Raw genomic sequence first — 12,022 nt, forward strand, 5'->3', positions numbered from 1 at the left:
CCGGCGGGAGGCGGCAGCGCCGCCGTCCCGCCAGAGTGTGGCCGTTTTGTCAGGCAGCCAGTCCGCGTTCGTTGAGCAGCATTCCGACGCGCACCATGCGCACGGCATCTTCAGCCGCACGAACGAGCAGTTTCGGCGCGGCGTTGATGGCATCGTCGAGGGTGCAGGGCGCCTTCAGGATCGAGGCGAAAGCGTCGATGCCGTGCTCGAAATTGAGGGTCACGCCCTTGCCGATCGTACCGGCGAGAGCGATCACGGGGCGGCCCGCCTCCTTGGCCCTGTGCCCGACCTCGGCCGGCACCTTGCCGAACGGCGTCTGGCCGTCGAGGCTGCCTTCGGCGGTGATCACAAGATCGGCCCTGGCGATCATGTCGTCGAGTTCGAGGTAGCGCATGACGATGTCGTAGCGCGGATGCAGCGCGCCGCCGAGCAGCCCCATGACCGCCGCCCCGAGCCCGCCGGATGCGCCCGCTCCCGGGGCGTCGCCAACAGCGATGCCGGTCGTCGCCTGAATGGCGGCGGCATAGGTCTCCATCGCCGCCGCGAGCAGTTCCACCTGCTCCGGCGTTGCGCCCTTCTGCGGCCCGAACACACGGGCAACGCCGCGTGCGCCGAGCAGCACATTGTGCCAGTTGACGGCCGCGTCGATGCGAACCTCGGCAAGGCGCGGATCGCGGCCCGAAATGTCGATGCGCGCGAGCGACGCAAGCGACGCGCCGCCGGGCACAAGCGGATTGCCCTCCCGGTCGAGCAGCTTCACGCCCAAGGCTGCGGCCATGCCGGCGCCGCCATCGTTGATGCCGCTATCGCCGCAGCCAAGCAGGATACGGCGGGCGCCGGCGTCGAGGGCTGCCCGGATCAACTCACCGACGCCGTAGCTGGTGGTGAGGCAGGGGTTGCGGCGATCGCGCGGGACCAGTCGCAAACCGGCGGCCGCGGCCATTTCGATGACGGCCGTGCGTTCGGACTGCCCGCCGAGGAAACCGAAATGCGAGGCGACGGGTTCGCCGAGCGGGCCGGTCACGGTCAGTTCGTGCAGGCTGCCGCCGGTGATAGCGACGAGCGCCTTGGTGAAACCTTCGCCGCCGTCGACCATGGGCACCTTGAGGACTTCGGCGCTCGGGCAGGCGCGCAGCACGCCCTTCTCGATGCAGTCGGCAGCTTCTTCCGCCGACAGGCTTTCCTTGAAACCGGACGGTGCAACCAGAATGGTAAGTGACATGTGACAATCTCCTTGCACTTTTGTGACAATGCGGATGCAAGGGAGAAACGGCAGCTCGCCACGTTTATTCCGGCCGAAATGCAGAATTCTTTCTTTTACGAAAAGAAAAAGAAAAGAGCCGAAGCGACAGACGCTTCGGCTCTTAAAATGACATTATATCAGATGCTTATCGTCATGTTTCCAACCCGACTGCAGGCCAGATCACAAGCGCGAACAGGGCAAGCAACGCGATGAACGGGAGCGCCAGCATCAAGGCCAAGCGCAGGAGATCGGAAGGGCTGAAAGCGGGTGGTTCCATACCTCCGAACAGCGCTACGGGCTTCGCCGAAACCATCAGCGTCTGGCAGAAGCCACTACCTATGGCTGTGACCATGATGAGGCTGGCGGGGCTGACCCCGAAGCCCGCCAGTGGCAGCGCAACGGCCGGAATGAGCACTGTCGCGCGAGCCGTTCGCGAGGCAAGGACGATATGGGCAAAGGTCGCGACCGCAATGGCGAGAAGCACGACCAGCCACGCCGGCGGCTTGCCGATCTGGCCGAAGGCACCGATCAGGCGATCGGCAAGTTCCGTCGCCGTGCCGGTCGACAGCAGCGCTTCGCCGATGACGAGCGTGCCGGCAAGAAACAGAAGCAGGTTCCACTCGACACCCTTCAGCGCCTTGCGAAACGGCATGCCGGAGATCCTTTCAGACGCAAGGACAAGAGCCCCGACGAGTGCCACCACCGGCAGCGCGATGCCGTGCAGGTCCGAGGTCGCGAGTGCTGCGACGATCGCAGCGGTCACGGCAAGGATTGCCTTGTCGCGCGCCGAAAACGGACGTTTCTCCGTAGGCGCGGCCGGCAGGTCGAGGCGCCAGTTCCAGTCGGCATCGTCGAGGAAGAAGCGCAGGATCAGGCCGCAGGCAAGGAGGCTCGTCAGCAGCGCGAAGGGCGCTGCAAGCAAGGCCCAGCCGAGGAAGCCCGGCGCTTCGCCGCCGCTGCGGCGAATGAAATCGACGGCGACGAGATGGGCGCCAGCGCCGGTCAGCGAGGCGGCCGCCGAAAGCAGGATCACCGACGGGAACAGGAGCGCCAGCGCACGGGTGACGCCAGGGCGGCCGATGGTCGAGGCGAGCCCCAGAAAGACGGGCATGAAGATCGCCGCCCGTGCCGAGGTCGAGGGGATGACGAAGGCAGTCACGAAGATCGTCAGCGTCACCACCCAGAACAGCCGGCTGACGTCGCGGAAACGGGCAAGCAGCCGGAAGGCGAGCCGCTCAACGAGACCGGATGCCTGCAGCACCGCCGCAATCACCGATGCCGCCATCATCAGCCAGACAATGTCGTTGCCAAGCGCGGCATAAACCGCCTTTTCGCCGACGGCGCCGGTCACGGCCAAAGCCGCCGCCCCGGCAAGCGCCACCGGCGTTTCCGGCAGGTCGAAGATCGTCCAGCAGATCAGCGTCGTCGCAAACACCATCAGCGAAAGGCGCATCGGCAGCGCCAGGCCGTCAGCCGCGAGAAAGATCAGGACGGCGGCAAAGGCGACGAGCATTGCGCCGACGAGCAGGCGCACCTGGCTCACCGGCATATGGCCGTCAATGCGTTCGGCTACCGCCGCTTTCAGGGTGACGAGGTCTTTTTCCGAAGCGATCACCGGGCTGATGGTCATAGCTACGCTCCCTTTTTGCTGGCCCAGGCTCGCGCGGCAACCGCGCCGCACGAAAGCCACCGGGCTGATTTCGTGGGAGGGCAAACGGGGTGTCGGGCGGTTTATTCCGCTCGTGCCCGACAATTTTCGGCGCTGGAGGCCCGAAAGCCCGAATTGAGCGAGATCAATGCCTGTTCTCCTGACAGGCAGAGACTGGTGCCAGATGACCTCTTTCAAAAGGAGAGTTTCATGTTGATCAGGGAAATGTCGCGGCAGGAATGCATCGACCTCGTCGCCGAGAACCACATCGCCCGCCTCGGGTGCGTCCGGGATGGCCAGCCCTATGTCGTGCCCATCCAATATGCTTTTGCCGCCAACAGGCTCTACGGCTTTTCGATGCCCGGGCAGAAGATCGACTGGATGCGGGCCACTCCCCGCGTCTGCATTCAAATGGACACGGCAACGGACCGGAAGGACTGGCGAAGCGTCGTCATCTACGGCCGCTATCAGGAACTGCCGGATACGAAACAATGGCATCGCGAGCGCATGAACGCCTGGTCGCTTCTCGAACAGCGCGTGAACTGGTGGGAACCGGGCGGTCTGAAGCCCGGCGATCAGGCAATTACCGGCGCCTCGCCGCATCTCTTCTTCGAAATCGAGATCGATGAGGTGACCGGGCGGGCAGCCACTGTGGGTTGATGACCGTCGGCGCGCAGTCAGATGGCTGCGCGCTCGGCCGTGCCTGTCAATGGGCCATCAGCACGGGTACCACTGCGTTTTCGAGCATCGAGCGGGTGACGCCGCCGAAGACGCGTTCGCGCATTCTGGAGTGGCCATAGGCGCCCATGACGATCAGATCGGCGGCCACGTCGGAAGCGAAGCGATTGATCACGTCATGGACCCGATGCCCGCCGCTCGGCAGCCGCTCGACGGAAACCGAAACGCCATGCCGGGCAAGGTAGCCGGCGATATCGGCACCGGGTTCCTCGCCGTTCTTGCCGTAGGCGGAACGCGGGTCGACCATCGTCACGTGGACGATCTTGGCGCCCTTCAGCAGGTCGAGCGCTTCGCGTACCGCACGGGCCGCTTCCAGCCGGGAGTTCCAGGCAAGCACCACCGTCCTCGGATCAAGCCGCGCGGGCTTGCCCTTGGGCAGGACGAGGACCGGTCGCGCGGAGTTGAACAGCGTCCCGTCGATGGTGCGCGACCGTAGCTCCGGGTCCAGCATCAGGCCGTCGCCCACGAGCGTCAGGTCGGCATAGCGTGCGCGCTCGCCGATCTCGTCATCGGCCCAGGCAGCCTCGGTGTATTTCGTTTCGACGCTGAACGAGATGCCTTCCCGGGTGAGAACGTCGGTTGCGCTTGCCACGCAGGATTCGAGCTTGTCGACCTCGCGCTGACGTTCGTTCAGCCAGTCAATCGAGATGGCGGCGGCAAAATCGCCGATCGGCGGAGAAGCGGCGAGCTTGACGATCAACAGGGAGAGGTGAGCGTTTGCCGAAGCGCAGACCTGTGCCGCGGCACGCAGATCGTCTGCGGAATGATCGACGCCGACCACGGCGAGAATTGTCTTGTATGTCATCGCGTTTCCTCCTCGCGACCGGACTTAAGAACTGAGTCAGCCTAGGCAAATGCGCACCCGGCGACATTGATCCCCGTCAACCGGGATCATGGAGGAAAGCGTATAATTATGGGGGGCTCTACGCGCAGGCGTCTACGCCGACCGCCCTCGTTGCGGGCGGGCCGGCGAAGACGGTCATTGCCTCCGCCGCCCAATTGCTCCGCAAACTCGGCCTCACGGCCTCGACCGCGCGGGCCTGAACTTCAGTCGTCAGGCACCCCGGCGCGCGACGACCGGCACGTAATGTTCGAGCTCCGGCGCCGGGAAGTTGAGCGTCGCGTTGATTTCTGCCGACCGGTAAAGCCCCATCAGCATCTCGACGACAGCAAGGCCGTCCTCGAAGGTTTCGAGCGGCTTTTCGCCCTTGCGGAAGCACTCGACCATGTGGCGGTTTTCGTCGGTATAGCCGTAGACGCCGGCCTCGTCCTCGAGCACCGGCATCAGGCCCTGCTCGGCATTCTGCTTTTCGACGAGATCCTCGCCCTCCGAGCCCTTGACCTCGCGCGACATGAAGATCTTCAGGCCGGTAGAGAGCGAATTGTATTCGAGCGCATATTCCGGTCCGAGCAATTCGAGCTGGATGCGCAAGCCGGCGCCGACATAGGCCCAGGAGGTGGTCGCCTCGATCATCAGCTCGTTGCCGTCCTGGTCTTCGAGCGTCACCGTGGCGCGGGCAAAATCCTCGGACGGCCGGTTGCGATAATCGACCTCGTTGCCGAAGCGATTGCGCAGTTGTTCGGCATAGTGGGGACGCGTCCATTTGAGGTTGGCGACGGTGCCGTTTACCGCCTTGATCTTCAGCGAATTGCGCGGCGCACCGGGCGCCGTCAGCAGGTAGCGCGCGACCTCGACGCTGTGGCACATCATGTCCGAAAGCACGCCGCCGCCCTGCTTGTCGCCCTGCCAGAACCAGGGTTCGTGCGGGCCGGAATGTTCCTCGGCCGCGCGCGCCAGATAGGGGCGCCCGGTGGTCGTCGCCGCGCGCCGCCAGATGATTTCCTTGCCACGCAGCACCGGCGTGCAGAAAACCTGGTTTTCCAGATAACCGTGGTTGAGGCCGGCATCCTCGGCGAGCGACAGCATCTCGCGGGCTTCGGCGACCGTGCGCGCAAGCGGCTTTTCGCAGGCAACGGCGAAGACCTTGCTGCGGCCGTCCTTGACGGCCTTATGCAGCGAACGCATGACGTCGATGCGGGTGTAGTTGGGCGAGAGGATCCAGACCGCGTCGACGTCATCGGCCGTCAGTAGCGCTTCCAGGCTTTCATGCGTGCGGCAGCTGCCGAGACCCAGCGCCTCGACCTCATTTGCAAATTTCTCGCGGTTCTCGGCCTTGCGGCTGAAGACGCCGGTGACCTCGATATTACGCACGCCGATCATCGATTTCAGATGGAAATGGGCGATGAAGCCCGATCCGACGAAACCCACGCGCAGCGTCTGCTTCGGTAGCTGTGTCATTCTCTTCTCCCATTTATCGATTTTGGTAACGGCGGGGTGCGGGCGGAAAACCGCACGCGGCTTTCCTCGTCCCACCTCCGGCTATTTACGTGGCGGCGCGGTGCTGCCACGGATGTTGAGCGTGGTCGGCAGGACGATGGCCGGCTCTGCGGCGACGTCACCATCCGAGAGGACGTTGAGAAGCTGCGACATCGCCGTGCGACCGATGTCGGCGCGCGGCTGGCTGACGGTCGTCAGCGGCGGATAGAAGGCCTTGCTGAGATAGAGATCGTCGAAGCCGACGACCGAGACGTCTCCGGGCACGTCGCGGCCGAGCCGCCGTAGCGCATGGATTGCGCCGTAGGCCATCTCGTCGTTGGCGGCGAAAATCGCGGTCGGCGGCTCCGGCAGGGCGAAAAGGTCCGAGGCGCAGGCCTCGCCGCTTTCGAGCAGGTAGTCGCCGCGCACCTCGTACCCCTCGGGGACCGCAAGGCCGGCCGCTTTCATGGCGGCCCTATAGCCGTCGCGGCGGCGGAGCGCCATGACCTCCGGCAGGGGACCAGCGATATGGGCGATGCGGCGATGGCCGAGCGCGATCAGATGGTCGACCGCAGCCTCAGCGGCGGCGACGTTGTCGATCTGCACATGCGGGAAGCCGGACCCCTCGATCATTTCGAGCGCGATAACGACAGGCAGATGCGAGAGATCGGCGCTTTCGCCCGGCTCAGGCGGCGGCAGCTTGCCGGTCATCAGGATCATGCCGTCGGCATGGCCGTCGCGCAGCATGTTGAAATACTCGACCTCGCGGTCCGGGTCGTTCTCGGTGTTGCCCATGAGGACGGCGTAACCGGCCTCGCGCGCCGTCGCCTCCACGCCCTTCAGGATCTCGAGGTAGAAGGGGTTGCCGACGTCGCGCACGACAAGCAGTACCGACATCGACCGGCGCGTTCGCAAGTTGCGGGCGCTGACATTCGGGCGGTAGTTGAGCTCGCGCGCCAGCGCGTTGATGCGCTGGCGTGTCTCGTCCGTCACCAGCGACGAGCCGCTCAGTGCCCGCGAAACGGTCGCAACCGAGACACCGGCGCGTTCTGCGATATCTTTGATCTTCGGCCGGTCGCTCATGCGCGCATCGCCCTCCCGCGGCCGTAGAACAGCATGAGCAGCAGCAGCGTCGCGCCGAACACCATCTGACGGCCGGACTCGTCGATGTTCACCGTCGTCAGGATGCCCTGGAGGATGACAAGCAGCAGCGCGCCGGCCATGGTCCCGGTGTAACCGCCCTTGCCGCCGGCAAGCGACGTGCCGCCAAAGACGACCGCGATGATCGACGACAGCATGTATTGCTCGCCGACATTGGCGAAGGACGATCCGGAATAACCGAGCAGGCAGAGCCCGGCGATCGCGGCGAACATGCCCGAGATCATGAAGAGACCGATGCGCATGAGCCGAACCGGCACGCCGGCCATATAGGCCGCGTGCTCGTTGGAGCCGATCGCGTAGATCCGATGACCGAAGACGGTGCGGTTCAGCATGAAGGCCATGAACAGGCCGATCACGATCCAGAGCCAGATGATGCCGGGAATGCCGAGCGCCAGCGGCTGGGTCACGAAGGCGGAGAGGCCGGGCGCGGCGCGACCCGAGGGAATGCCCTGGCGGATGACCACCAGCAGGCCCTGCAGCACGCCCAGCATGCCGAGTGTCATCACCAGCGGCGGGATGCGCAGAAGCGTGACGCCGAGGCCGTTCAAAAGGCCGAAGAAGGCGCCAGCCGCCAGGCAGGCGAGCACCGCCGGCAGGATGCCGCCATCGGCACCGTTCATGACATTGCCGGCGATGATCGCCGAGAGCGACACGACGCCACCCACGGAGAGGTCAATGCCCTCGCGGCCGCCGAGAATGACGACGTTCTGGCCGGCGGCGACGATGCCGAGCAGCGAGGCGACGATCAAGAGCCGCAGGATCTGATCGGCCGAGGCAAACCCCGGCGACAGGCTTTGGCCAAGATAGAGCAGCGCGACGATGAGGATGAGCGCCACGACCAGCGGCTGTTTGAAGAACGACGTAACCGAGCTCATGCGCGTGCCCTCCGACCGGCGAGCACGCCGGCCATCAAGACGATCAGAATGGCCAGGCCCTGGACGAAGTTCTGCCATTCCGACGGCGTGCCCATGAAGAAGACCAGGGAATTGACGAGGCCGATCGTCAGGGCGCCGAGCAGAGAGCCGACCACCGTCGTCCAGCCGCCGGCAAGCGCACTGCCGCCAAGCACGACGGCGGCGACGCTGTAGAGCGTCATCTTGCCGCCGACCAGCGGATCGCCGCTCGCTGTATCACCCGTGAGGCAGAAAGCGGCAAGCGCCGAGAACAGCCCGCACAGAAGGTAGCCCTTGATGCGGACGGCGACGACCGGAAGCCCGGTCTGATAGGCGGCCTGCTGGTCGTCACCGACGGCCAGCAGTTCGGTGATGATGCGCGTGCGCGACAGGAAGTAAAGCAGGACGGCCAGCGCCGCGAGCACGTAGAAGACGAAGGGCAGGCCCAAGAGGCGGCCGCCATAGGTGCGCCAGAACAGTGCCGGCGCCGGCGTACCGGCAACGGGCATGACATAGAGCGCCAGCCCGGTGAAGAAGATGCTGGTCGCAAAGGTGGCGACGATCGCCTGCAGCCGAAGTGCTGCGACGACCAGTCCGTTGACCAGCCCGCAGGCAAGTCCGATGAGGACGCCGAGCGCAAGTGCGAGCAGCACGGCACCGGCGCCGCCGCCCCAGCGCTCCATCAGGACGACGATCGCGACATTGACCAGCGACAGCGTCGCGCCGGCGGAAAGATCGATATCGCCGGCGGAGACGACATATGTCTGCGCGATCGCCAGCATGATCAGCGCCATATAGGTGCTGAGCAGACCCGTCAGCGAGCGGTAGCTCAGGCTGTTGGGTGAAAAGAGGCCGTTCAGCGCCAGCAGCACGATGAGGATGACCAGCGCCGGCAGGAAGGGGTAGCGCTCGAGCCAGGAGCGCAGGCCGCCGCTCCTGGGAGAGGAAATGTCTGTCGCGGTCGATGTCATCATGCGGCCTCGTATGCAGCCTGGTAGAGATTGTAGCGGGTGCGATCGTCGCCGGTCAGTTCGCGCGTCACCGAGCCGCCGTTGAAGACAAGGATGCGGTTGGCATTTCCGAGCAATTCGGCGTCCTCGGACGAATAGAGCAGGATGCCGAGGCCTTCGGCCGCAAGCTGGCGAATGAGCGCAAAGAGATCGGCCTTGGCCTGGAGGTCGATGCCCTTGGTCGGGTCGTCGAGCAGCAGCACGTCGGGCCGATCGATCAGCCATCGGGCGATGATCACCTTCTGCTGGTTGCCGCCGGAAAGCGAATTGATCGGATGGAAGAGGCTCGCAAACTTGGTGTGCATCGCTTCGAGCGCCGGCATCGCCTTGTTTTTGAGGCTCGAGGGCCGCGCGAGCATCAGCCGGTCGCGAAGATAATGGATCGGCGTGACGTTCTCTATGATCGGACGGCCGCTGATGACGCCGTCGCGACCGCGGTCGCCGGAGACATAGGCGCAGCCACGGCGAATGGCGTCGCGCGGGCTTTTGGCATCATAGCGTTCGCCGCCGATCGTCACCTCGCCGGATGAAACGGTGCTTGCGCCGAAGATGGCCCGCAGCAGCGCCGATTGCCCCTGCCCGTGCAGCCCGCCGAGCCCGAGGATCTCGCCCTTTGCCACCTCGAAGCTGACATCGCGAAAGCCCTTGCCCGAGAGGCTACGTACGGAGATCGCCGTCTGCGCGCCAGTTTCCACCACCGCTGGTGCCGATGACCTTGCAGCCGGCATGTCGCTGGCGCCGCCGACCATCAGCCGGATGACCGTTGCCGGGTCGGTCTCGGAGAGTTTCACCGTCTCGATGGTCTCGCCGTCGCGGATGATCGTCACGCGATCGCCGATCGCGGTGATTTCGTCCATGCGGTGCGAGATGAAGATGATGCCGCGACCCTGGCCTTTGAGATCGCGCAGGATCTCGAAGAAGCGATCGACCTGGGCGCGGTCAAGTGCGGAGGTCGGCTCGTCGAAGATCAGGATCGGCGCTTCGCTGGCGAGCGCCTTCATGATCTCCACCAGTTGCCGCTGGTCCGCCCGAAGGTTGCCGACCAGGGCCTCCGCGTGAAAACCTTCGCCGGAGACCTCCGAGAACAAGGCGATGTAGCGCGCCGCGCGCGCCTTCATTGCCGCCCGGTCGATGAAGAGGCCGGCCTTCACCGGCAGGGCGGAAAGGCAGATGTTTTCCTCGACCGACCGGTGGCTGGCGAGGCTGAGTTCCTGGTAGAAAATGCCGATGCCGGCGGCGCGTGCGGCTTGCGGCCCGGAGATCGTCACGCGCTTGTCGTTGATCAGGATCTGGCCGCCATCCGGCCGCACGCTGCCGGCGATGATCTTGCACAGCGTGCTCTTGCCGGAGCCGTTGGAGCCCATCAGCACATGCACTTCGCCGGCAGCGATCTCAAGGTCGCCGCGGCGTAGCGCCAGCGTTGCGCCGTAAGCCTTGCTCACGCCGTTCAGTCTCAGTTTCGACATCGGCTGTCGTCCATTTGGTTGCTTGCCGCATCTTCAGGGATGCTCGCGCTCGGCACCGGCTCCACTGCAGCAATCTTTCACGCCCGATCGGCCTTGGTCGGTGGCCATCGGCGGCATCGGTCGCCGGGCGGCTCAAGACAAGAGTCGCCCGGCGAAACCCGAACTTACTTGAACAACGCCGTGGCGTCGTCGATCGAAAGCGCGTTGGTGTAGGAGTAATAGCCCGGCTTGCCGTCGAGTTGCTTGGCGGCGTCGCCAAGGTTCTTGCTGTCGATGAACGGGATCGGCAGATACATGGCGTTCTTGTACTGGCCAGCCGTTGCCGGCTCCTTCAGTTCCTTGCCCTGCAGCATCAGCACCGCAACGTTGAGCGCGCTTGCCATGACGCCCGGCGGGTTGACGGTCGCGCCGGAATTCAGCTTGTCCTTGACCCAGAGGTCGATGAAGTCCTTGCGGATTTCGCCGGTTGCGGCGATCTGGCTGGTCTTGCCCGCATCCATGATCGACTTCCAGGCGCCGGCCGCCATGCCGTCCTGAACAACGACGCCGTTGATATCAGGATAGGTTGCAAGGATGTTCTGCATCGCCTGCTGGCCCTGGGCCTGATCCCAATTGGCGTTGACCTCGTTGACCACCTGCAGGTCCGGATAATCCTTGAAGACACTCTTGTAGCCGGCGACGCGCATTTCATTGGCCGGATGGCCGGCGACGCCGTTGATGGCGACCACCTTGCCCTTGCCGCCGAGCGTGTCAGCCAGCCACTTGGCGCCGGCAGCGCCCCAGGCCGTCTGGTCGATGCCGACATAGGTCGCATCCGGCGAGGAAACCTCGGCGTCCGTCGCGATCACCAGGATGCCGGCTTCCTTCGCCTGGGCGAAGATCGGATCGAAGGCCGTCGGGCTGTTGGGGTTGATGATGATGGCATTCACGCCCTCGGCGATGAAGTTGCGCACATGCGCGATCTGCCCGGGCACGTCGACATTGGCGCTCTGGACGGAGACTTCGACGTCGACGCCCTTCTCTTTCCACTTCGCCGCGGCCTCCTTGGCCTCGTCGATCATCTGCGTGCGCCATTCGCTGCCGACCCAGCCGTTGGACAGGCCGATCTTGAAGGTCTCGGCATTGGCGAAAGAAGCGGAAATGGCAATGGTTGCGACAGCGCCAAGCGCTGCGGCGATAAATTTCTTCATCAGATCCTCCCAAATCTTGCGAAAACCATGAAGCCAGAAAATGTAATCGATTTCAATCGGCATTTTCAGGGAATTTTGTGCGGTTTCGTTTTCCGCCGCCGGGAGGATCAAGGAGATAACGGAAAGCGTCGGGCGCGGGCAGAATAGACTTCGGCAAGTGTCTCACCGAGAGAAGCCAATAGTGCTTGGTTCCCCCTCCCCGCTGTGCGACAGCAAGGGCAGAGGCAGTGACGATTCGTCGTTGCGCCAACTGGAATGAACTGCAGGAATGACGCCATGACATGAAGGCGCTGCGGGATTGATCCCGATGGCCGCCCGAACAGCGGCCCGCCCGTTGCTCAAATCGCAACACTTCG

Annotated in this window: 10 protein-coding genes; 1 reads left to right on the forward strand and 9 read right to left on the reverse strand. The window is 64.5% G+C overall.

Going from position 1 to position 12,022, the window contains the following annotated elements; genetic code table 11:
* Positions 1-49: 49 nt before the first annotated feature.
* Positions 50-1,222 carry a glycerate kinase gene (locus IB277_RS24885; RefSeq protein WP_060530418.1) on the reverse strand — a complete coding sequence of 391 codons (1,173 nt, stop codon included), beginning with the start codon at positions 1,220-1,222 and terminating at the stop codon, positions 50-52.
* 172 nt (positions 1,223-1,394) lie between these two features.
* Entirely contained in the window at positions 1,395-2,873 is a 1,479-nt protein-coding gene (locus IB277_RS24890; RefSeq protein ID WP_246812547.1) for an SLC13 family permease, read from the reverse strand.
* A gap of 228 nt (positions 2,874-3,101) precedes the next feature.
* Between IB277_RS24890 and IB277_RS24895 the strand changes: the two genes are divergently transcribed.
* On the forward strand, positions 3,102-3,551 hold the full coding sequence (locus IB277_RS24895; protein ID WP_034805669.1) for a pyridoxamine 5'-phosphate oxidase family protein: 450 nt from the start codon (positions 3,102-3,104) through the stop codon (positions 3,549-3,551).
* Positions 3,552-3,597: 46 nt separating this feature from the next.
* Here the strand turns inward: IB277_RS24895 and IB277_RS24900 are convergent, their stop codons facing one another.
* The 7 genes from IB277_RS24900 to IB277_RS24930 all read right to left on the reverse strand — a co-directional run bounded on the left by IB277_RS24900 (position 3,598) and on the right by IB277_RS24930 (position 11,666).
* Positions 3,598-4,434, reverse strand: coding sequence for a universal stress protein (locus IB277_RS24900; RefSeq protein ID WP_060601710.1), 837 nt, complete (start codon positions 4,432-4,434; stop codon positions 3,598-3,600).
* Positions 4,435-4,683: 249 nt separating this feature from the next.
* Positions 4,684-5,928 carry a Gfo/Idh/MocA family protein gene (locus IB277_RS24905; RefSeq protein WP_060601712.1) on the reverse strand — a complete coding sequence of 415 codons (1,245 nt, stop codon included), beginning with the start codon at positions 5,926-5,928 and terminating at the stop codon, positions 4,684-4,686.
* Positions 5,929-6,009: 81 nt separating this feature from the next.
* Positions 6,010-7,029: a LacI family DNA-binding transcriptional regulator gene (locus IB277_RS24910; protein WP_060601715.1), complete on the reverse strand. Its 1,020-nt coding sequence runs from the start codon at positions 7,027-7,029 to the stop codon at positions 6,010-6,012.
* Positions 7,026-7,982, reverse strand: coding sequence for an ABC transporter permease (locus IB277_RS24915; RefSeq protein ID WP_034805661.1), 957 nt, complete (start codon positions 7,980-7,982; stop codon positions 7,026-7,028). The genes IB277_RS24910 and IB277_RS24915 overlap by 4 nt, the downstream gene beginning before the upstream one ends.
* Positions 7,979-8,971 carry an ABC transporter permease gene (locus tag IB277_RS24920; protein ID WP_060601827.1) on the reverse strand — a complete coding sequence of 331 codons (993 nt, stop codon included), beginning with the start codon at positions 8,969-8,971 and terminating at the stop codon, positions 7,979-7,981. The genes IB277_RS24915 and IB277_RS24920 overlap by 4 nt, the downstream gene beginning before the upstream one ends.
* Positions 8,971-10,476: a sugar ABC transporter ATP-binding protein gene (locus IB277_RS24925; RefSeq protein ID WP_192371997.1), complete on the reverse strand. Its 1,506-nt coding sequence runs from the start codon at positions 10,474-10,476 to the stop codon at positions 8,971-8,973. The genes IB277_RS24920 and IB277_RS24925 overlap by 1 nt, the downstream gene beginning before the upstream one ends.
* Positions 10,477-10,640: 164 nt before the next feature.
* Positions 10,641-11,666: an ABC transporter substrate-binding protein gene (locus tag IB277_RS24930; RefSeq protein ID WP_034805952.1), complete on the reverse strand. Its 1,026-nt coding sequence runs from the start codon at positions 11,664-11,666 to the stop codon at positions 10,641-10,643.
* Positions 11,667-12,022 lie beyond the last annotated feature (356 nt).

The organism is Ensifer sp. ENS07 (genome assembly GCF_014852185.1).
Classification (GTDB): Bacteria; Pseudomonadota; Alphaproteobacteria; order Rhizobiales; family Rhizobiaceae; genus Ensifer; species Ensifer adhaerens.

Excerpts from the sequence above, each read along its gene's own strand:
- IB277_RS24885 (WP_060530418.1), bottom strand. The coding sequence starts at position 1,222 with ATGTCACTTACCATTCTGGTTGCACCGTCCGGTTTCAAGGAAAGCCTG.
- IB277_RS24890 (WP_246812547.1), bottom strand. The coding sequence starts at position 2,873 with ATGACCATCAGCCCGGTGATCGCTTCGGAAAAAGACCTCGTCACCCTG.
- IB277_RS24895 (WP_034805669.1), top strand. The coding sequence starts at position 3,102 with ATGTTGATCAGGGAAATGTCGCGGCAGGAATGCATCGACCTCGTCGCC.
- IB277_RS24900 (WP_060601710.1), bottom strand. The coding sequence starts at position 4,434 with ATGACATACAAGACAATTCTCGCCGTGGTCGGCGTCGATCATTCCGCA.
- IB277_RS24905 (WP_060601712.1), bottom strand. The coding sequence starts at position 5,928 with ATGACACAGCTACCGAAGCAGACGCTGCGCGTGGGTTTCGTCGGATCG.
- IB277_RS24910 (WP_060601715.1), bottom strand. The coding sequence starts at position 7,029 with ATGAGCGACCGGCCGAAGATCAAAGATATCGCAGAACGCGCCGGTGTC.
- IB277_RS24915 (WP_034805661.1), bottom strand. The coding sequence starts at position 7,982 with ATGAGCTCGGTTACGTCGTTCTTCAAACAGCCGCTGGTCGTGGCGCTC.
- IB277_RS24920 (WP_060601827.1), bottom strand. The coding sequence starts at position 8,971 with ATGACATCGACCGCGACAGACATTTCCTCTCCCAGGAGCGGCGGCCTG.
- IB277_RS24925 (WP_192371997.1), bottom strand. The coding sequence starts at position 10,476 with ATGTCGAAACTGAGACTGAACGGCGTGAGCAAGGCTTACGGCGCAACG.
- IB277_RS24930 (WP_034805952.1), bottom strand. The coding sequence starts at position 11,666 with ATGAAGAAATTTATCGCCGCAGCGCTTGGCGCTGTCGCAACCATTGCC.